The sequence below is a fragment of the Streptomyces sp. RLA131 genome (genome assembly GCF_056270125.1).
In genome coordinates this window covers 2,490,554-2,509,649 of the sequence record NZ_JBWDOQ010000002.1, presented here as the reverse complement: position 1 = coordinate 2,509,649, position 19,096 = coordinate 2,490,554, and the positions used below count along the sequence as shown (strand labels likewise).

17 protein-coding genes, 1 tRNA gene and 1 pseudogene are annotated in these 19,096 nt (G+C 71.8%); 9 read left to right on the top strand and 10 right to left on the bottom strand.

All coding sequences use genetic code 11. The features are described 5' to 3' along the window. The first annotated feature begins 79 nt into the window (after window positions 1-79). Window positions 80-1,324, top strand: coding sequence for a hypothetical protein (locus RWE79_RS12400; RefSeq protein ID WP_475940119.1), 1,245 nt, complete (start codon window positions 80-82; stop codon window positions 1,322-1,324). Between the two features lie 6 nt (window positions 1,325-1,330). On the opposite strand, the gene RWE79_RS12395 is transcribed toward RWE79_RS12400, so the two are convergent. Together RWE79_RS12395 and RWE79_RS12390 are read right to left on the bottom strand one after the other, a co-directional pair. After that, the gene (locus tag RWE79_RS12395; RefSeq protein WP_475940118.1) at window positions 1,331-1,549 is read right to left on the bottom strand and encodes an FmdB family zinc ribbon protein; all 219 of its coding nucleotides are present in this window, start codon (window positions 1,547-1,549) and stop codon (window positions 1,331-1,333) included. Between the two features lie 9 nt (window positions 1,550-1,558). Continuing rightward, on the bottom strand, window positions 1,559-2,221 hold the full coding sequence (locus RWE79_RS12390) for an O-methyltransferase (protein ID WP_475940117.1): 663 nt from the start codon (window positions 2,219-2,221) through the stop codon (window positions 1,559-1,561). A 24-nt stretch (window positions 2,222-2,245) separates the two neighbouring features. Here RWE79_RS12390 and RWE79_RS12385 point away from each other — a divergent pair, with 24 nt between their 5' ends. Beyond that, the gene (locus tag RWE79_RS12385; RefSeq protein ID WP_475940116.1) at window positions 2,246-2,869 is read left to right on the top strand and encodes a nucleoside/nucleotide kinase family protein; all 624 of its coding nucleotides are present in this window, start codon (window positions 2,246-2,248) and stop codon (window positions 2,867-2,869) included. A gap of 70 nt (window positions 2,870-2,939) precedes the next feature. On the opposite strand, the gene RWE79_RS12380 is transcribed toward RWE79_RS12385, so the two are convergent. Together RWE79_RS12380 and RWE79_RS12375 are read right to left on the bottom strand one after the other, a co-directional pair. Beyond that, window positions 2,940-3,746, bottom strand: a complete 807-nt coding sequence (locus RWE79_RS12380; protein WP_475940115.1) for a DUF4097 family beta strand repeat-containing protein — start codon at window positions 3,744-3,746, stop codon at window positions 2,940-2,942. 71 nt (window positions 3,747-3,817) lie between these two features. After that, a complete protein-coding gene (locus RWE79_RS12375; RefSeq protein ID WP_475940114.1) occupies window positions 3,818-5,233 on the bottom strand; it encodes a family 2B encapsulin nanocompartment shell protein in 1,416 nt (471 codons plus the stop codon). Between the two features lie 440 nt (window positions 5,234-5,673). Between RWE79_RS12375 and RWE79_RS12370 the strand changes: the two genes are divergently transcribed. The 3 genes from RWE79_RS12370 to RWE79_RS12360 all read left to right on the top strand — a co-directional run bounded on the left by RWE79_RS12370 (window position 5,674) and on the right by RWE79_RS12360 (window position 9,181). After that, a complete protein-coding gene (locus RWE79_RS12370) occupies window positions 5,674-7,662 on the top strand; it encodes an FAD/NAD(P)-binding protein (RefSeq protein ID WP_475940113.1) in 1,989 nt (662 codons plus the stop codon). 77 nt (window positions 7,663-7,739) lie between these two features. Next, complete coding sequence (locus RWE79_RS12365) at window positions 7,740-8,186, top strand: DoxX family protein (protein ID WP_475940112.1); 447 nt, start codon at window positions 7,740-7,742, stop codon at window positions 8,184-8,186. A gap of 305 nt (window positions 8,187-8,491) precedes the next feature. After that, entirely contained in the window at window positions 8,492-9,181 is a 690-nt protein-coding gene (locus RWE79_RS12360; RefSeq protein ID WP_475940111.1) for a DedA family protein, read from the top strand. A 7-nt stretch (window positions 9,182-9,188) separates the two neighbouring features. Here the strand turns inward: RWE79_RS12360 and RWE79_RS12355 are convergent, their stop codons facing one another. The 3 genes from RWE79_RS12355 to RWE79_RS12345 are packed head-to-tail and all read right to left on the bottom strand — an operon-like array spanning window position 9,189 to window position 11,424. Then, entirely contained in the window at window positions 9,189-9,410 is a 222-nt protein-coding gene (locus RWE79_RS12355) for a hypothetical protein (RefSeq protein WP_475940110.1), read from the bottom strand. A gap of 35 nt (window positions 9,411-9,445) precedes the next feature. Then, entirely contained in the window at window positions 9,446-10,822 is a 1,377-nt protein-coding gene (gene tnpB, locus RWE79_RS12350) for an IS607 family element RNA-guided endonuclease TnpB (RefSeq protein WP_475940109.1), read from the bottom strand. A 26-nt stretch (window positions 10,823-10,848) separates the two neighbouring features. Next, window positions 10,849-11,424 carry an IS607 family transposase gene (locus tag RWE79_RS12345; protein WP_475940108.1) on the bottom strand — a complete coding sequence of 192 codons (576 nt, stop codon included), beginning with the start codon at window positions 11,422-11,424 and terminating at the stop codon, window positions 10,849-10,851. Between the two features lie 438 nt (window positions 11,425-11,862). Here RWE79_RS12345 and cpt point away from each other — a divergent pair, with 438 nt between their 5' ends. After that, the gene (cpt, locus tag RWE79_RS12340; protein ID WP_475940107.1) at window positions 11,863-12,396 is read left to right on the top strand and encodes a chloramphenicol phosphotransferase CPT; all 534 of its coding nucleotides are present in this window, start codon (window positions 11,863-11,865) and stop codon (window positions 12,394-12,396) included. Between the two features lie 135 nt (window positions 12,397-12,531). Further along, window positions 12,532-12,603, top strand: a tRNA-Val gene (locus tag RWE79_RS12335). Window positions 12,604-13,397: 794 nt separating this feature from the next. Here the strand turns inward: RWE79_RS12335 and RWE79_RS12330 are convergent. Next, window positions 13,398-15,098 (bottom strand): alkaline phosphatase D family protein, encoded by a 1,701-nt coding sequence (locus RWE79_RS12330; protein ID WP_475940106.1) that lies wholly within the window; start codon window positions 15,096-15,098, stop codon window positions 13,398-13,400. Window positions 15,099-15,202: 104 nt separating this feature from the next. Further along, entirely contained in the window at window positions 15,203-15,877 is a 675-nt protein-coding gene (locus RWE79_RS12325) for an HNH endonuclease family protein (protein ID WP_475940105.1), read from the bottom strand. Between the two features lie 302 nt (window positions 15,878-16,179). Here RWE79_RS12325 and RWE79_RS12320 point away from each other — a divergent pair, with 302 nt between their 5' ends. Both RWE79_RS12320 and RWE79_RS12315 read left to right on the top strand, forming a co-directional pair. Then, window positions 16,180-16,956, top strand: coding sequence for an ABC transporter permease (locus tag RWE79_RS12320; RefSeq protein ID WP_475945769.1), 777 nt, complete (start codon window positions 16,180-16,182; stop codon window positions 16,954-16,956). Window positions 16,957-17,180: 224 nt separating this feature from the next. Continuing rightward, window positions 17,181-17,762 (top strand): TMEM165/GDT1 family protein, encoded by a 582-nt coding sequence (locus RWE79_RS12315; protein ID WP_475940104.1) that lies wholly within the window; start codon window positions 17,181-17,183, stop codon window positions 17,760-17,762. A gap of 196 nt (window positions 17,763-17,958) precedes the next feature. On the opposite strand, the pseudogene RWE79_RS12310 reads toward RWE79_RS12315, so the two are convergent. Further along, a pseudogene (locus tag RWE79_RS12310) lies at window positions 17,959-18,944 on the bottom strand (IS5 family transposase). Between the last annotated feature and the right edge of the window lie 152 nt (window positions 18,945-19,096).

Here is a 19,096-nt window from a genome sequence, read left to right as displayed (position 1 = left end):
GACGGGGCGGTGTATTCGTCTTCGGGGGGTGGGAGACTGGACCGGGATCGCAAGCCGAGCGGTGGGAGAGAGAGCGACTGTGACGACGGCACGCTCGTGGTGGCGGCGCGGGGAGGACACCCTGCGGGCCGACGCGCAGGCCGCGAAGGACGCCGCCGCGGAGGCGTTCTACGAGCTGGACACGGCGCAGCGGGATCTGGTGATCTCGATAGAGACGATCACGGCTGTGGACAACTCCCCGGCGGCTCAGCGGGTACGCGCGGACTTCCGGGCGCTGGGGGAGCGCATCGACCAGGTCAGCGGGGCGTACATCGCGGCGGTGGACGCCCATGACCTGGACCGGGACGAGCTGGAAGCGGCGGCGGCCTCGCGGGCGCGGGCGGAGCTGACGAAGGCCAGGGACGATCTGGTGCGGGTCAAGGCCGACCTGGACCGGTTCGGGCAGAGCCTGGGCCCGTTGCTGAGCACGGCGGAGACGCAGCTGGCGCGGCTGGCGCCCGCCGTGGAGCGGGCCCGGCAGGCGCTGCGGGCGGCGAGCACCGCGCTGGACGGCGTACGGGCCTCCGGCCTGCGGGCGGACGACCTGGCGGCGCGGCTGGCGGCGCTGGGCCCGGAGCTGACCAAGCTGAACCAGGGCGCGGGCACCCATGGGGTGCAGGCGACGATCCAGCGGGCGGACGAGGTACTGCGGGCCGCCGAGGCGATCCGGGCGGAGGCGGAGCGGCTGCCGGAGCGGGCCCGGGAGATCGACAAGCGGCTGGTGTCGCTGCGTACCCGTACGCAGGCGCTGGCGACCCGGGCGGAGGGCGTGGACCCGATCCTGAGCGAGCTGCGCCGGCGGTTCAGCCTGGCGTGCTGGGAGGACCTGCAGCAGGTGCCGGCCCAGGCGGCCCGGGTGGTCCCGCAGGCCGAGGCGAAGCTCGCGGAGGCGGCGAAGGCCCGGGACGAGCAGCGCTGGCCGGACGCGACGTCACGGCTGACCACGGTACGGGCGCTGCTGGACGACCTGGACGGGGCGGTGTCGGCGGCGGGGGACCGGCTGCGTCGGCTCAACGAGGTCAGCAAGGACCCGAACGCCGAGATCGAGAAGACCAGGTTCGCCATCCGCGACGCGCAGCGGCTCGCCATGCAGGGCCGCTCGACACCCGAGCCGCGTCACGCCCGCCCCCTCGACGACGCCGTGGCCCGGCTGGACCGCGCCGTGGCCGGGCTGGAGGGCCGCCACCCCGACTACTGGCACTTCCTCACCGAGACCGCGGCCGTACGCGAGACGGCGGCCCGGGTCGTCGCCGGCATCCGTGAGGAACGGGCCGCCCACCACTAGCCGCGGCTAGCCGCAGCAGCCTCCCCCGCAGCAACCGCCGCCGCCCCCGCCGCCGGAGGCCTGGCGCGGGGCGGCCGCCGTGCCGCCGACGGCGACGGTCGACAGCAGCTTCACGGTGTCGTCGTGCCCGGCGGGGCAGGCGGCCGGGGCGGAGGACTCGGCCATCGGCCGGTTCAGCTCGAAGGTGCTGCCGCAGGAGCGGCATCGGTACTCGTAACGGGGCATGGGCCCAGCTTACGGACGCCTGCGCGCCAGCGTGAGCCCATCGGCCACGGTCAGCAGAACCGCCTCGACGCGGTCGTCGGCCTGGACGTGGGTGTTGAAGGCCAGGATGCCGGCGGCGCCGCCACGGGGTACGGGATCCAGGACGCGGCCGTGCAGCAGGGTGTTGTCGGCCGCGATGACGCCGCCGGGGCGCATCCGGGGGACCAGCTCCTCCCAGTAGTTGACGTAGTTCTCCTTGTCGGCGTCGAGGAACGCGAAGTCGATCACCGGGTCGGCGGGCAGCGCCCGCAGCGTGTCCAGGGCCGGGCCGATCCGCAGGTCGACGCGGTCGTCGACACCTGCCTTGGCCCAGGCCCGGCGGCCGTAGTCGGTCCACTCCTCGGAGAGGTCGCAGGCGATGATGCTGCCGTCGGCGGGCAGCGCCTGGGCCATCGACAGGGTGGAGAAGCCGGTGAAGGTACCGACCTCGACGATGCGGCGCGCGCCGAGCAGCCGCACCAGGAACGCCAGCAACGGGCCCTGTTCCTCGGCGGTCTGCATGCCGGCGTCGTCGCCGAGCCGGGCGTGGGTGATCTCGACCAGTTCGCGCTGCACGGGGTCGAGCGGCGGATTGCTCCTGAGGACGTACTCGTACAGCTCGGGCGTGAGCGGGGGGTTCTTGGTCTCGTGCAAGACATCTCCTCCTAAGGTGGCGGCATGTTCGTCGATGACGCCGTAGCCCTCGTGCCCAGCATGCCAGCCAGACGGTTCCTGCTCGGGCTGGCGGGTGCGCCGGCCGCCGGGAAGTCGACGCTGGCCCGCGCCCTGGTCGACGGCGTCAACGCCCGCCTGGGCGCGGGCACGGCGGCCCATGTGCCCATGGACGGCTTCCACCTGGCCAACGCCCAGCTGGACCGGCTGGGCCTGCGCGGCCGCAAGGGCGCCCCGCAGACCTTCGACGTGGACGGCTATGTCCATCTCCTGGGGCGGCTGCGCACCTGGCACGGCCGTCCGGTCTACGCCCCGGACTTCCGCCGTGACCTGGACGAACCGGTGGCGGGCGGCATCGTCGTCCTCCCCGAGGTCCGGCTCGTGGTCACCGAGGGCAACTACCTGGCCGACGACGCACCCGGCTGGGACGGGGTGCGTGACCTCCTGGACGAGCTGTGGTTCGTGGAGGCCCCGGCCGAGGTGCGCGAGGCGCGGCTGCTCGCCCGCCATGTCGCGGGCGGCCGTACGGAGGCGGAGGCACGGGCCTTCATCGAGGCCAGCGAACGCCCCAACGCGGCCCGTGCCGAGGCGACCCGGGCCGTGTGCGGCCGGACCGTACAGCCCCGCTAGCGCGGGCCCCGGCGTCGGCGTCGGCCCGGGCGTCGGCCCCGGCCCCGGCGTCGGCGCGGCGGGACCGGTGCTACTGCAGGCCCTGGACCGTCACCGAGCCGTCGTCGGAGCGGGCGGCGACCCGGTGGTCGCTCGCGGAGTCGCGCGGCACCGTGACCGACACCTTGCCGTCGCCCGACGTCGCCGACACGCGGTAGTGCCCGTCGGGGAGCTGGACGGTGACCTTGCCGTCCTGCGTGGTGGCGGAGACCCGGTCCGGGACCGTGGCGAAGCGCAGCCGGACGGAGCCGTCGCCGGAGCGCGCGGTCACCTCGCGCGAAGTGACGCCGGTGGCCTCGACCTTGCCGTCGTCGCTGGAGAGGTCGAGGGCGCCGCTGACGTCGTGGACGACGACGGAGCCGTCACCGGTGGAGACCGTGAGCGCGGTGTCGAAGCCGCTCGCCTCGACCCTGCCGTCGCCGTTGGTCACGGTCACGGCCACGCCGCGCGGCACCAGCACCTCGTGGCGGACCGAGCAGTTCGCCATCGTCCCGGAGCACTTCATCCGCAGTTTGAGCGTGTGTCCGGTCATCGACCAGGTCGCCTTGGGGGTGCTGCCGAGGACCGTCCAGGCGTCGATCCAGCGGGTGACCCGTACGTCCTTCACGTCGGCCGGCCTGACCACCACCTTGGTGTCGGCGGCGTCGATGGTGAGACGTTCGCCGGTGAGCGCGAAGGCGTGCTTGTCCGGCTTGGTGTCGTCGGAGGAGTCGGCGCAGGCGGTGGCCGTGCCGAGCACGAGCACCGCCCCGGCCGTGGCGAGGATCAGACGGCGGCTGGTTGTGCTCAACGGGATCGCCTCCACGGGCGTCGCGGGCAGGGTGCGGAACGTACCCATGACGCTACGAAGCCCGGGGGCGGCCCGGAATCCGGGCCGCCCCCGGGGCCGTGGTGGGGGTATCCCCAGGGTCAGCGGCGGCCGATCTCCACGTTCTCCAGTACACCGAGCGCGTCGGGCACCAGCACGGCGGCGGAGTAGTAGGCGCTCACGAGATACGAGATGATCGCCTTGTCGTTGATGCCCATGAAACGCACCGAGAGCCCCGGCTCGTACTCGTCGGGAATTCCCGTCTGGTGCAGGCCGATCACACCCTGGTTGTCCTCCCCGGTCCGCAGGACGATGACCGAGCTCGTGTTCTCCTTCGTGATGGGAATCTTGTTGCACGGCAGCAGGGGAATTCCGCGCCAGGCCGGAACGCGGTCGCCGTGCAGATCGATGTGATCGGGATACAGGCCCCGGCTGTTGAGTTCCCGGCCGATCGCCGCGATGGTCCGGGGGTGCGCCAGCAGGAAGCGCGCGTCCCGGCGCCGGGTGATCAGCTCGTCCAGGTCGTCGGGGGTCGGCGGCCCGGAATGCGTGTTGATCCGCTGGGTGTAGTCCGCGTTGTGCAGCAGACCGAAGTCCCGGCTGTTGATGAGTTCGTGTTCCTGGCGTTCGCGCAGCGCCTCGACGGTGAGTTTGAGCTGCTGCTCGATCTGGTTCATCGGGTGGTTGTAGAGGTCGGCGACCCTGCTGTGGACCCGCAGTACGGTCTGGGCCGCGCTCAACTCGTATTCGCGCGGGGAGAGTTCGTAGTCCACGAAGGTGCCGGGCAGTTGGGCCTCGCCCTCGTGGCCGGCGGACAGCGCGATCTCGGCCTGGCCGTACTTGTCGCGGGCGTGGCCGCCGTCGGCGATGAACTGTTCGACCTGTTCCCGCAGGGTCTGCGAGCGGTCGGCCACGTTCTGGAAGGCGTGCCGGGGGAGTACCAGCGCGGTCACGGCGGTCGCGGCCTTGGCGGTGTACGCCCAGGTGCCGTCCGGTGCGGTCAGCGACTCGTCGCCGAAGTGGTCGCCGTCGGCGAGCACACCGACGACGGCCTGGCCCTCGTACTTGCCGGTGGCGAGTTGGTTCACCTTGCCGTGCGCGATCAGGAACACCTGGTCGGCCGGCCGGCCCTCCTCCACGATCACTTCGCCCGGGGCGAATTCGCTCTGTGTGAAACGGTCCGCCAGCGCGCTCAGTACGGGCTGGTCGTCGAAGCCGCGCAGCAGGGGCAGTTCGCCCAGCTCCGCCGGAATCACCCGCACCTCGGCGCCGGTCTGGATGAATTCCACCCGGCCGTCGCCGACGGTGTACGTCAGCCGCCTGTTGACCCGGTACGCGCCGCCCGTGGCCTGGACCCAGGGAAGAATCTTCAGCAGCCACCGCGAGCTGATTCCCTGCATCTGCGGCGCGGACTTGGTCGTCGTCGCGAGATTCCGCGCGGCGGCCGTGCTCAGACTCTGCTGTTGTGCTTCTTCCCGCTGCCCGGACTCCGGTGCGATACCCGACTCAACCGTCATGGGCTGTCCTCCCCATTGCTTTTGCTGCCTTTCGGCGTTCGCGACGGCTGACCGTCCGCGATTCGCCCACAGCGGGGCTACCCAACGCACCCATGCGGACGAACTCACTCAAAGGGATGAGCATGCTTTTCCTTTGCCGAGGTTTGGCGTCCGCCGGGGCGGATCCATTCCGGCCCGGCATGACAATGGCCCAGGTCAGCCGCACCCGGCACCGACACCGGCACCGACGCCGGCACCACCCACCCCCTGTCCGACCCGGGCGGCCCGACCGCCACGACCGGCCCCGCCAGGAGCGAGGAGACGCGTACCGACGCGACGTGATCCGGCCCACAACGAAGGGCGATATTCCGGGCCATGCGTGGACATCCGTCCCGCGCACGGGATGATGTTCGGCGCACGAGCCGTCCCGCAGCCGCATCTGCCCCCGGGAGACCCCCACCGTGTCCGGAGCCGCAGCACAGCCGCGTCATGCCATAGCCATCGTCGGCGCGGGCCCGCGCGGCACGAGTGTGCTGGAGCGGGTCTGCGCCTCGGCCCCCGGCACGCTGGCGCCCGGCGCGCACCTCACGGTGCATGTCGTCGACCCCGCCCCGCCGGGCCCCGGGCGGGTGTGGCGCACCGCGCAGCCGGCGGAGCTGCTGATGAACACGGTGGCCTCGCAGGTGACCCTGTTCACCGACGAGAGCGTGGAGTGCGAGGGCCCGATACGTCCCGGGCCCAGCCTGTACGCCTGGGCGGCCGCCCTCGCCCGCTCCGGCAGCGCCGGTGACGCGTACGACGACCGGGTGCGCGCCGAGGCGGCGGCCCTGGGCCCGGACGACTACCCGAGCCGCGCCTTCTACGGGCACTACCTGGAGTGGGTGTTCCGCCGTGCCCTGCGCTCGGCCCCGGACGCGGTCAGGGTCACCGTCCACCGGGCACGGGCGACCCGCCTGACGGACGACGGCACCGGCGGGCCCGACGGCGCCGGGCGGGCCGGACGCCAGCGGCTCGTCCTGGACAACGGCCTGGCGCTGGGCGGCCTGGACGCGGTCGTCCTCGCCCAGGGTCACCTTCCGGCGACCCCCACGCCCCAGCAGCGGCGGCTGGCCCGCCACGCCGCCGCCGACGGGCTGCGCTACGTCCCGCCCGCCAACCCCGCCGACCTGGACCTCACCGCCCTCCGTCCCGGCGAGGCGGTGCTGCTGCGCGGTCTGGGCCTCAACTTCTTCGACCACGTGGCGCTGCTGACCACCGGCCGCGGCGGCGGCTTCCACCACCGCGGCGACCGGCTGACCTACACGCCCTCCGGCCGGGAGCCGCGCATCCTGGCCGGGTCGCGGCGCGGCGTCCCGTACCACGCGCGCGGCGACAACGAGAAGGGCGCGCACGGCCGCCACCATCCGCTGCTGCTGACCCCCGACGTCATCGAAGGGCTGCGCGGGCGCGCCGAGTCGGGCGACGCCGAGGACTGCCCGGACTTCCTCCAGGACGTGTGGCCGCTGGTCGCCAAGGAGGCGGAGACGGTCTACTACGTGGCGCTGCTGGCCGCCGACCGTGGTCCCGGGCCGGCCGGCCGCTTCCAGGAGCGCTATCTGCGCACCCCGCACGGCAGTCCCGAAGAGACCGCCGTACTGGCCGAGTTCGCGATACCGCCCACCGTCCGCTGGGACTGGACGCGGCTGGCCCGCCCGCACCGCGACACCGGCTTCGCGTGCCGGGAGACCTTCCGGACCTGGCTCCTGGCCCATCTGCGGCAGGACGCCGAACAGGCCAGGCTCGGCAATGTGGCAGGCCCGCTCAAGGCCGCCCTGGACGTACTGCGGGACCTGCGCAACGAGCTGCGCCAGGTCGTCGACCACGCCGGACTGTCCGGCGACTCGCACCGCGACCATCTCGACCGCTGGTACACCCCGCTCAACGCCTTTCTGTCGATCGGGCCGCCCCGCAGCCGTATCGAGGAGCTGGTCGCGCTGATCGAGGCGGGGGTGGTGGAGATCCTGGGACCCCGGCTGGCGGTCGAGGCCGGGCCCGGTGCCTGCTTCACCGCGTATTCGCCCGACGTTCCGGGGTCGCGGGAGCAGGTGACGGCCCTGGTCGAGGCCCGGCTGCCGGAGCCCGACCTGCGCCGGACCGCCGATCCGCTGCTCGCCGGACTGCTCGCCGCCGGGGACTGCCGCCCGCACCGGATCGGCGGTTACGAGACCGGGGGCCTGGACGTCACCGGCCGCCCCTACCGGTTGCTGGACCGGGCGGGCCGGGCGCATCCGCGACGTTTCGCCGTCGGTGTGCCGACGGAGGGCGTGCACTGGGTGACCGCCGCCGGCGCCCGTCCCGGCGTGAACTCGGTCACCCTGGCCGACACCGACGCGGTGGCGCGGGCCGTGCTGCGCACGGTGGCCGGCGCGGCTATTACGGGTGTGTGTCTGATGGCCGAGACTGATGCTTGAAAGTTGCAGGATCTCGTAAGGGCTCCCTGGGGTCGACGGGTATCGGTTTGTCCCGCACCTGACCGAAGGAGTTCCGCATGCCCATTTCCGGCTTCCCCGAAGCGTCCAGGCCCCATGTCCTCGGGCTGTTCCGGGTCGTCATCGGACTGCTCTTCGCCTGCCACGGCGCCGCCTCGCTCTTCGGGGTCCTCGGCGGTGCCATGGGCGGCGGCACCGTCGCGGCCGGCACCTGGCCCGGCTGGTACGCCGCCGTCATCCAGCTCGCCGCCGGCGGTCTGGTGCTGCTCGGCCTGGGCACCCGCGCCGCCGCCCTCGTCGCCTCCGGGTCGATGGCGTACGCGTACTTCGACGTGCACCAGAAGGCCGCCCTGTGGCCGATCCGGAACGGCGGCGAGCTCGCGGCCGTCTACGCCTGGGCCTTCCTGCTGATCGTCGTCACCGGACCCGGTGCCTGGGCGCTGGACGGCCTGATCGGCGTCGCGCGGGCTCGGCGCGCGCCCGCGACGGAGCCGAGCGCGGCGTGAGGCGCCGCTGACGTACGCCGGGCCGCCCGAAGGCAGGGGCGTACCTCGGCGGTGCCGCCGGAGGGGTGGCGGAGGGGCGGCGGAGCGGTGCCGTCCGCGCTGTTCCGCCGCCTTCCGGCGGCCTCTCAACCTTTATTCCTCGCTCAGGCGTCCCAACATGAGTAAAACGTCACGCCCTACCCGGCGGCCCGCCGAACCATCGGTAGCGTACGCTGTACGGCAGGAAGTGGAGGAATGATCCGCTTCCCGCGCGGACAGCCTCACACCCAGCGGGCGCCGTGCGCCATGCCGGTCGAGGAGGCACAGTGCTCGAAGGACTGGGCTCCTTGCTCCACGGCCCGTGGATCTACCCGTTGGTCGCCCTGTCGATCGTGCTCGACGTCTTCGTGCCGGTCCTCCCCAGCGGCGTCCTGCTGATCTCCGCCGCCACGGCGGGGTCCGCCACCGCGGGCGGCGAACTCCTCGACATCGCCATCCTCCTGGCCTGCGCGGCCAGCGCCTCACTGCTCGGTGACATCGCCGCCTACCGCCTCGCCTGGCGCGGCGGAGACTGGCTCGACCACCGCGTCGCCCAGTCCCGGCGGCTGTCCACCGCGCAGGAGAAGCTCGGCGCCGTCCTGGCCCACGGCGGCGGCGCCCTCGTGGTGCTCGCCCGCTTCGCGCCCGCCGGCCGCTCCGTCGTCTCGCTGAGCGCCGGCGCCGCCCACCGTCGCGCCAAGGAGTTCCTGCCCTGGTCCGCCCTGGCCGGTCTGACCTGGGCCGTCTACAGCGTCGGTCTGGGCTACCTCGGCGGCCAGTGGCTCGGCGCCACCTGGCTCGGCTCCGCGCTCTCCCTGCTGGCCCTCATCGCCTCCGGCTCGGTGGCCATGTACGTCTTCCAGCGCGAGCGCGACGTCACCACCGCGGCGACCACACTCCCGGTGACGGTCGCCGTCAGCATCCCCGTCCAGGCCGTCGCGACCCCCGACCGCGCCGCGGTCGCCGAGGCACTCTGACACACGCCTACAGCAGCGGACGCGGGTCGAACGCCGCCCGCACCCGCGTGATCCGGCCGTCCTCGACCTGGGCCCAGGTCGAGGTGAGGACCGGCTCGGCGACCGAGGTGTGGAGCTCGAACCAGGTCAGGACGTCGGGGCCGTCGGCGACCATCGTCAGGACGGCGACATCGGCATCGGGTGACGATCCGTGAGAGCCGTTGCTTTGAGCCTCATCAGCTCTCAGCATTCCGGGCATTTCGGCCCGGAAGGTCCGTGACGGTGTCACCAAAGCGTGAGTGCTTCGGTGTCCTGACGACGGTCTCCCGTTTCTGTCTGCCGCTGGTGCAGCAGGGTTGCGCCAGCTGCCCGCCCCGTCCCCGTCTTGCGGCGGGGGCGGGTGGTGCGGGTCTTCCGGTCGGCTCCACGGGGCTTCGACACCTTGGCGGTGTCCTGGTCTCCGGCCACTCCGGTACCAGTCATGCAGGCCGCCGCGAGTGCGGCGAGGTTGAGTGCGGCGTTGACGTCCCGGTCGATGACCAGGCCGCAGGCGTCGCATCCGGAGCAGGTCCTGGAGGAGGGGAACCACCGGTCGGCGGCCACGATGCGGCAGCCGTTGCGGCGGGTCTTGTAGGCGAGCTGGCGGCGGATCTCACCGAACCCGGCGTCGGCGATGTGCCGGGCCAGGCGCCGGTTCTTCACCATGCCGGCGACGTTGAGGTCTTCGACGACGACGGTGCCGTACTCGGCGGTCACCGTGGTGGTGAGCTTGTGCAGGGCGTCTTCGCGGAGGTTCGCGGCCCGGTGGTGCACGCGGTTGCGGGCAGTGTTGGCCTTCTCCCACCTGCGGGAGGGCCTCTGTCCGGTGCGGCGGTCCGGGCCCCGGCGGCGGGAGACGATGCGGGAGGTCTTGCGGAGCTGCTTGAGCGCGGTGCTCAGGTGGCGCGGGTTGGGCACCTGGCGGATTTCCCCGGTGCTGTCGGCCATGACCGCGAGCGTCTTGATGCCGAGGTCGATGCCGACCGCGACACCGGGGCGGGTCACGCGGACGAGGTCGCGCTTGACCTCCACCTGGAACGAGACGAACCAGCGCCCTCGTGCGTGCCGGACCGTCGCGGACAGGATGCGGGCGGTCCCGGCCTGGACGCGGTGCAGGAGCTTGCCAGTGGGCTCGTGGACGCGGATCGTCCCCATGCGGGGCAGCGTGACATGACGGCCGCCGGTCTCGACGCGGATCGTGCCGGTGGTGAACCGGCAGGACAGGCGGGCCTTCCGCTTCGACTTGAAGCGGGGCATCCCGGCCTGCTTGCCCTTGCGCTTGCCCTGCTTGGACTTGGCGTAGTTGTCGAACGCGGCGGCGGCGTTGGCCAGGCCGGTGCTGTACGCCTCCTTGGAGTTCTCCTCCCACCAGGAGGAGAACCGCGGGTCGGTGTGCTTGGCCTCGTTGAACACCTTCCGCAGCGACGGGAGCGACCACGGCCGCCACTCGGTCAGATCCGCCTCGCCGATCCCGTACGTCTCCTCGGCCTTGCGCTGCCACCACGACGCCTCGACCCAGCCCACAGCCCAGTTGTATGCGGCCCTGGCGGCGCCGCAGTGCGAACGCAGCGCGCTCTCCTGGACGGCGTTCGGGTCCAGGGCGAAACGGTAGGCCTGCACCACGCAACCGGGTTGTGCCTGGAACCTCTTCATTCGGCGGCCTCGCCGGTCGCGGCGGCGATCGCGCGGGCGGCGCGGCTCTTCGCCGCCCGCTGCCCGTACAGGCGGGCACACATCCAGGTCAGGACCTCGGTGATGTCCCGTACCAGGTCATCGGCGGTCTCGGCGGGATCGAGGATGACCAGGCGCCGGCCGGACGCCGACAGCACGGCGTCCAGGTGCTCGACACCGAACCGGGCCAGCCGGTCACGGTGCTCGACCACGATCACGGCCGTACCCGGGTCAGCGAGAAGCCGGTGCAGCTTGCGGCGACGCCCGTTCAGCCCTGATCCGACCTCGGTCACGACCTCCGCGACGGCCAGGCCCCGCCGGTTCGCACCGGCCACGACCCGGGCCACCTGCCGGTCCAGGTCGGCTTTCTGGTCGGCCGACGATACGCGGCAGTACGCCACCACGCGTCCTGAGGACTGGACAGCGGTCTCGTCGACCAGCCACGTCCCTGACGGCGCCTGGCGGACCGGGACGGGCATCTTCCCGTCCTTCACCCACCGCCAGGCGGTCTGGTAGCTCACGCCCTGCTGACGCGCCCACTCCGAAAGCTTCACCAGACCAAGCTACGTGAGATGCACGACTAGAGATGACTATGAATGAATAGACAACTTGTAGCAGTTATCACCCCCTCGATGCCCTTGACGCACTCGTCGGCGCCGTCGGCCTCGCCGAGCGGCCCCCGGAAGCGCGCGTCGTCGGCGAGCACGGAGCGCAGGCGGCGAAGTCCTTCTCCTTCCAGGCGCGGTAGTAGGCGGCGACGGTCTGCTTCGGGTCGTACGACATCACGTAATTCCTCTCGTCGGGCCTTCTCGGGTCGGTGTCCACGATTCCCGCAACGGATCCAGAAGTCCGAGACCTGCTAGGACCGGCAGCCAGAAGCATTCGCTATGAAGCGTGCCCGCTGGATGTGATCGTTCGCCGGGGTGTGGCAGCAGGGCGGGCCCGCCGAAAAAGGCTTCGGGCGCCGTGGCGGCTGCCTCTACGGTGACCTGGTGACAACTCAGGTGATCGTGCTGAACGGCGGGTCCAGCTCGGGCAAGTCCGGGATCGTCCGGTGTCTGCAAGCGGTACTGCGGGATCCGTGGCTTGCCGCCGCCGTCGACTCGCTGATCGAGGCGATGCCCGCTTCCATGCGGACACCGGACGCGGGAATCGCCTTCGCCGCAGATGGCGGTGTGCATGTCGGATCGGAGTTCCGGGAGCTGGAAGCAGCATGGATGGAGGGGGTCGCCGCGATGGCCCGTGCGGGCGCCCGGATCATCGTCGATGACGTCTTCCTCGGCGGAGCGACCTCCCAGGAGCGGTGGCAGAAGGCGCTTGGCGGACTGGACGTGCTGTGGGTCGGCGTCAGGTGCGAAAGTGCGGTCGCCGCAGGCCGCGAGGTCGCCCGGGGGAATCGGGTCGAGGGGATGGCCGCGTCTCAGGCGGAGATGGTCCACCGGGGCGTGGTCTACGACCTGGAGGTGGACACCACGCACACGGAGTCCCTGGACTGTGCGCGGGCCGTCGCCGCCCGGGTCAGGTGATCGAGAACCCCCGCCGGCCGTAAGGGTTCGCCGGGCCGTCCGGCGGCACGCTCCGGGGGTGCGGGCGGCGAGCGGGCCGCTATGGGTTTGCTGAGCAGGGGGTATGGCAGGGTAAGGTTTCCTCTCGCGTTCAGCGGGCGTGTAGCTCAGCGGTAGAGCGCCGCCCTTACAAGGCGGATGTCGGCGGTTCGAAACCGTCCACGCCCACCCCGCAGACGCCGAAGGCCCAGGTCGGAGAGGTATCGACCTGGGCCTTCCGCATGGTTGCACGATGGGGTACTGACGAACCACGGTTCCCGTACTCAAGATCATCCGCTGCGAGTCTCCCGCATGGGCGTGCCCTGCCCATCGGCTGCCGCGAGTCATTCGACACGGAGGTCGCGAGAGGCGCCCGCTCCTGACAGCGCGTCGCCGCGTCGGCGCTGGAGAGCCGTGGCGCCGCACCGCCACCACGCGGACCGCAGATGTCCTACCGGTTCGGCGTACACGCTCCCCCCCGGGGGGCGGGCTGTGCTGCTCGGCTCGGTGGGCCGGCGTCCCGGGGGCGGTGGTCGAGCGCGCCCGGTACTCGACGTGGGGCGCGCGATGGAGGCGGTGGAGTGGCCCGTCAACAGGGGCGTACGGGTCACTTAAAGTGGTGCCGCAGGTGCGACCGGCCCCGTTGGAGCCACGGGCCCGACCGGGGCCACCGGGGCCGTCTCTATAACGCAGCAGGTACAGAGTGCCGCCGTGCCCGCTCCTAACAACACACCCACCACCGCGTCGATCCAGTGTCCGGTCGGCACGCTGGTCACAGGCGGGGGTTACGTTGTCAGCAATCCCACGGCCACTATCTCCACCGTGTTCAGCCGGAGAATCGGAAACGGATGGGAAGTCCAGGTCAATATCGGCGGGAACGGTGTAACGCTCAGCGTGTACGCGGAGTGCGCGTCCTGACAGTGGCGGCCGACGTGTTCGGCCCCGGCCCCGGCCGGCCCGGGGCCGAACACCGCATCCACGCTCTAGCCGTCGGTGAGGTCGGTGTCCAGGGCGGTACGGAATCCGTCGCCGCGGGCCTGGTCGAGACGCAGGTGGGCGGCGCGGCCGCGCAGGGTGAGGGTCATCAGCTGGTTGCCGAACCAGGGGCCGCCGAGCTTGTTCCAGCTGACGGGGGCGGGGGCGACCCGGCCGTGGCGGGCCAGGGCGCGGCCCATGAGACGGCCGGACCGGCTCCAGGCGAGGCGGAACGCCAGCCGCATGTAGGCGGGCACCCGGTTGTGGATGGGGGAGCAGGTGAGCTGGAGGAGCCGGGAGTTCAGGGCGGGGGTGGTGGAGACCACCTCGGCGGTGTAGGCGTGGTGGACGTCGCCGGAGAGCACGCAGACGGTGGCGGGCGCGTCCGGCGCGGTGGCGGTGTCGGTGAGCAGGCCGGCGAGGGCGTCGAAGGAGTGGCGGAAGGCCGACCAGTGTTCGAGGTCGGCGGCCCGGCGCAGGCGTTCGCCCCGGCGCACCCAGCGCAGACCGCGGACGCCGCGGGTGAGGGCGGCGGACCACTCCTCGGCGTGGTGCACGGCGTGCGGGAGCAGCCAGGGCAGCGAGGTGCCGACCAGGAGATGGTCGAAGCTGCCGTCGGGGCGGGTGTTGCGGTGCAGCCAGCGCTGTTCCCGGGGGTCGAGCATGGCGCGGTTGTCCTCGTCGAGTACCCGGGCGGCGCGGGAGTCGACCATGACCAGCCGGGTGCGGCCGAAGTCGCGGCGGTAGCTCCAGCGCACGGAGGCGGGCTGGTCGTCGGCGCGGGCCGCGAAGGCGCGGAGGATCTCGGTGCCGTCCGCGGTGGCCCGTACGGCGGCGAACAGCGGGTCGTCGGCGAGTTCGGCGGGGGAGAGGTTGCCGAGGTGCTGGTGGACCCAGTACGAGGTGAGGCCGCTGAGGATGCGCTCCTGCCACCAGGCGGTGCGGCGGATGTCCTGGCGCCAGGCGTGGGAGGTGTTCCAGTCGTCGATCACGTCGTGGTCGTCGAAGATCATGCAGCTGGGGACGGTGGAGAGCAGCCAGCGGATTTCCGGGTCGAGCCAGGACTCGTAGTAGAGGTGGGCGTATTCCTCGTAGTCGGCGACCTGGTCCCAGGGCGGCTCGGTGAGGTCGCGGCGCCGGTCGAGCCAGGCGCGGGTGGCGGCGGAGGTCTCGTCGGCGTAGACCTGGTCACCGAGCAGGAGCAGTACGTCGGGGCGGGGGAGGGTGCCGGCGGCCACTTGCTGGGCGAGGGTGTCCAGCGCGTCGGGGCCGACCGGGTCGTGGCCGTCGGAGGGCGGGGCGGCCCAGCGGCAGGAGCCGAAGGCCACCCGCAGTTCCTGGTCGTCGTCGCCCGCCGTGGTGATGGTGCTCGGCGGGAACGGCGAGCCGGGCAGCGGCCAGACCTGCTCCCCGTCCAGGAGCACGCGGTACGGGGTGCTGGTGCCGGGGCGCAGTCCGGTGACGGTGACGAGGGCGTAGTGGTGGCCGGCGATCTGCCAGGTGCGGGCACTGCCCCGGGCGGGGCCCCGGTCGGGGCCGTCTTCGCCGGGCGTGCCGGGAGTGCCGGGAGTGCCGGGCTTGTCGTGTGCGGGGTCGTCGCTGTCGCAGATCACCTCGGCCTCGCGGGGCCGGTCGGTCTCGATCCACACGGTCGCGGTGTGCCGGTCGGTGTATCTGAGCAGCGGGCCCAGTCGCAGGCTTGCGGTCACGTACGGTGCCTCCCCTCCGTCACAGTCGCAAGACTACGGTCGACGGAGGGGAGGCGGTGATTCCCGCAGGGAGTTCGTGTGGGGGGAGCGAACCGGGGAACGGCTCAGCAGCCGCTGAGCACGGAGGTGAGCTTGGCCTTCTCGGCGGTGTCGACCGACAGGTCGTAGTAGTACTTCACCTGGACCCAGGCACGGACGTAGGTGCAGGCGTAGCTGCTGAGCGGGGGCATCCACTCGGCCGGGTCCTGGTCGCTCTTGGACTGGTTGACGTTGTCCGTGACCGCGATGAGCTGCGGGCGGGTGACGTCGTTGGCGAAGGCCTGGCGCTGGGCGGTGGTCCAGTTGCGGGCCCCGGAGTCCCAGGCCTCGGCGAGCGGGACGAGGTGGTCGATGTCGAGGTCGGAGGCGGCGGTCCAGGTGGCGCCGTCGTAGACCGAGTACCAGCTGCCGCTGGTGGCGACGCACGCGGAGCTGACGACGACGTTGGTACCGTCGCGCTTGAGCACGTACTCGCGGGTGTTGCAGGTTCCGCTGATGGTGATCCAGGTCGGGAACAGGTCGCGGTCGTAGCCGGTCCTGACCTCGGTCGCGACGTCGAGCGCGGCGAGGTAGGTACGGGCGGTGGCGGCGCTGACCGGCGTGGGGAGCGCGGCCTGTGCCTGGGTGCCGGGGCCGAAGAGGCCGATCATGGCGACGAGCCCGGTGAAGGCGGCTATGAAGGCTATTCGTCGACGCGCGTAGATTCCGCGCCGGGTGAGAGCATTGCCCATACGGGACATGCGAACTCCCTTGATGTGGGGGAATGTTGGCTGTGAAGCCGAGGCAAATCCTGCCGCCGCAACGTTTCTTCGGGGCGAGCGGCAGGTAACAGATTGACGACATGAACACGTCATGTCGAGGGGTTGCGCACGACCGATTCCGGCCGTTGCCCCGGGTTTTCCGGTCGCCGCCCTAGGGTGGCCGGGTGCCCCCGCTCGCCGCCCCTGCCCTTGCCGCCGCCCTTGCGCCCGCCGGACCGGCCCCCGGGCCTGCCGCCGGACCGGCCCTCGCCGGGCCGGTCCCCGTCGCCGCCCCCGCCGGACTGGCCTCCACCACGTTGCTGCCGGTGGACCGCACCCTCGGCGTCGTCCTCGCCGCGCTGCTGGTGGCGGCCGTGGCGGTCGCCGCGTACGCCCACCTGTCCGACGGCCGTGAGAACTACGCCCGGTCCATCGCGACGGCCGGACTGCGCGCCACCGTCCAGCTCGCGGCCGTCTCCCTGGTCATCGGCTGGGTCGTCCACTACCCGGCGGCGCTGCTCGCCTTCATTGTCCTGATGTATACAGTCGCCAGTCGTACCGCGGGCCGCCGTATCACCCCCGGACCGTCCTGGCGCTGGGCCGCGGTGCCCATCGCGGCGGGCGCGCTGCCCGTCGTCGCCCTCCTCGTGCTCACCGGGCTCGTCCCGGTCGACGGCATCGCCCTCATCCCCGTCTCCGGCATCCTCATCGGCGGGGCCCTCACCGCCACCGTCCTGGGCGGGCGGCGGGCGCTGGAGGAACTGCACACCCGGCACGGCGAGGTGGAGGCCGCCCTCGCGCTCGGGCTGGGCGACCGCGAAGCCCGCCTGGAGATCGCCCGCCCCGCCGCCTCCACCGCCCTGGTCCCGGGGCTGGACCAGACCCGCACTGTGGGTCTGGTCACCCTGCCCGGGGCCTTCGTCGGGATGCTGCTCGGCGGCGCTTCTCCCGTGAAGGCGGGGGCCGTTCAGCTCTTCGTGCTGGTCGCGCTGCTGGCCGTGCAGGCCGTGTCGCTCGCCGTGGTCCTGGAACTGGTGGCCCGGGGGCGGCTGACCCGGCAGCCCGACCACGTAGAATGACACCAGCAGAAGGGGAGTAGCTCTTCGCCGGAACGTCGACATACTGGTCGGCCGATCGTCTTCATGATCGGTTCCGACCCGGCGCCCGGAGACGGATGTCCTGCATCCGCCAGCGAGACCTTCGGCCGCAGTGTTCAACGTATGTTCAACGCTGCCGTGCCGAAGCGACCCCTGTTCCCACGGGCTGTCCGGCGCGGCCGCCCGACCGATGGGGATCCCAGCCCGTGTTCAGCCTCACCGTCGCCGTCATCACCTTCGGCGTCGTCTTCCTCGCCGAGCTGCCCGACAAGACCGCCCTCGCCGGTCTGGTCCTGGGCACTCGCTACCGCGCCTCGTACGTCTTCTGCGGCGTCGCCGCCGCGTTCGTCCTCCATGTCGCTCTCGCCATCGCGGCCGGCAGCGTCCTCACCCTGCTCCCGCACCGCTGGGTCCAGGGGGTGGTCGGCCTGCTCTTCCTCGCGGGGGCGGCCGTGCTGCTGTTCAGGAAGGGCGACGACGAGGAGGAGGTCCGCGAGCCGGCCGACCACAGCTTCTGGAAGGTGGCGGGCAGCGGCTTCATGCTGATCCTGGTCGCCGAGTTCGGTGACCTCACGCAGATCATGACCGCGAACCTCGCCGCCCGCTACGACGAGCCGCTCGCGGTCGGCCTCGGGGCCGTCCTCGCGCTGTGGTCGGTCGCGCTGATCGGCATCTTCGGCGGCCGGCTGCTGATGCGCTGGGTGCCGCTGGCGCTGATCACGAAGATCGCGGCGGCCGTGATGGTGGTTCTGGCGGGATTCAGCCTTTACGAGGCGTTCGCCGGCTAGGGCGTGTTGCGAAAGTAGCGCCGTCCGCCCGCAGGGCGGGCTCCGCGGCGTCTGGTGCGTGCGATCGCAAGGCGGAGGGTCGTCCTCGTACTGGACGTACTTGGATGATCCCGACAACGCGGCGAGCGTGCGTGCCAGGCGTCGTGGAGCAGGCGGGACTTTCGCAACACGCCCTAGGTCCTGTCTGGAGTTCGGATCACGAGTGTGGTGCGATGCTGCGGAGCCAGAGCATCGCACCACACAGGTGCAGTCCGGCCTCGTAGCTCTCCGGGGTCTTGTCGTACCGGGTAGCGATACCGCGCCAGTTCCGCAGCCGGTTGATGCACCGTTCCACGGTGTTGCGCTCTTTGTAGAGTGTCGCGTCGTGTGAGACTGGCCGACCGCCAGCGCTGCCACGCTTCTTGCGGTTCGCGGCCTGGTCGACCTTCTCCGGGATCACGGCTCGGATCCCGCGTCGTCGCAGGTAGTGGCGGTTGCGTCGGGACGAGTACGCCTTGTCCGCGGCCACCGCATCCGGCCGGGTCCGCGGGCGCCCGATCGGGCCGCGCACCTTCACCCGTTCCAGGACCGGGGCGAACTGTGGACTGTCGCCGGCCTGCCCGGGCGTGAGGACGAACGCAAGCGGGCGACAGCGTCGGTCAGCCGCCACATGGATCTTGCTCGTCAGTCCGCCCCGGGAACGCCCCAGCTCGGCGGCTTTCAAGCGGGCTCGGTGTCGTCGGCGGACCCGTCGCCGCTCGACGCGCGCCTCATCCTCGGCCTGTCCGTCCTGCGTTCTTTGCGCCTTGCCATCGCCCCCTTTTCGGCCTCGACGGCCATTTCCAAGGCCGCCAACTGCTCGGGGTCCAGGGCCATCCCGGCGGCGTGATGGTGGGCCCGGGCGGTCGCAGAGTCCACGCTGACCAGGCCCAGGTCGGCCTGGCCGCGGGCGGCGGCCTCGGCGATCACTGTTTGCATCAGATCCTGGAAAACACCCCGCGTCGCCCAGATCCGGAAGCGGTCGTACGCGCTCGGCCAGGGCCCGAACTCGGTCGGCAGGTCACGCCAGGGGCTACCGGTCCGGAACCGCCACATCACCGCGTTGAAGTGTTTCCGCAGGTCAGGGATGGGCCCAACCGCGGCAATCGGGAGATGGGGCTCGATCAGGGCCCACTGCTCTTCGGTGAGATCGCCTCGCGCCATGACTGACGGCCTATCAAGACCGAGCCCTCGCGCGCAGGCGATCTACCGAACTCCTGATCCGAACTCCAGACAGGACCTAGTACGGCCCGGTCTTGGGTCAACAACGACGAGGCGCTCACGCGGGCCCGGCTGGTCCAAGTCGATCAGTACTA

Excerpts from the sequence above, each read along its gene's own strand:
- RWE79_RS12395 (WP_475940118.1), bottom strand. The coding sequence starts at position 1,549 with ATGCCCCGTTACGAGTACCGATGCCGCTCCTGCGGCAGCACCTTCGAG.
- RWE79_RS12385 (WP_475940116.1), top strand. The coding sequence starts at position 2,246 with ATGTTCGTCGATGACGCCGTAGCCCTCGTGCCCAGCATGCCAGCCAGA.
- RWE79_RS12380 (WP_475940115.1), bottom strand. The coding sequence starts at position 3,746 with ATGGGTACGTTCCGCACCCTGCCCGCGACGCCCGTGGAGGCGATCCCG.
- RWE79_RS12375 (WP_475940114.1), bottom strand. The coding sequence starts at position 5,233 with ATGACGGTTGAGTCGGGTATCGCACCGGAGTCCGGGCAGCGGGAAGAA.
- RWE79_RS12365 (WP_475940112.1), top strand. The coding sequence starts at position 7,740 with ATGCCCATTTCCGGCTTCCCCGAAGCGTCCAGGCCCCATGTCCTCGGG.
- RWE79_RS12355 (WP_475940110.1), bottom strand. The coding sequence starts at position 9,410 with ATGCTGAGAGCTGATGAGGCTCAAAGCAACGGCTCTCACGGATCGTCA.
- RWE79_RS12325 (WP_475940105.1), bottom strand. The coding sequence starts at position 15,877 with ATGTCCCGTATGGGCAATGCTCTCACCCGGCGCGGAATCTACGCGCGT.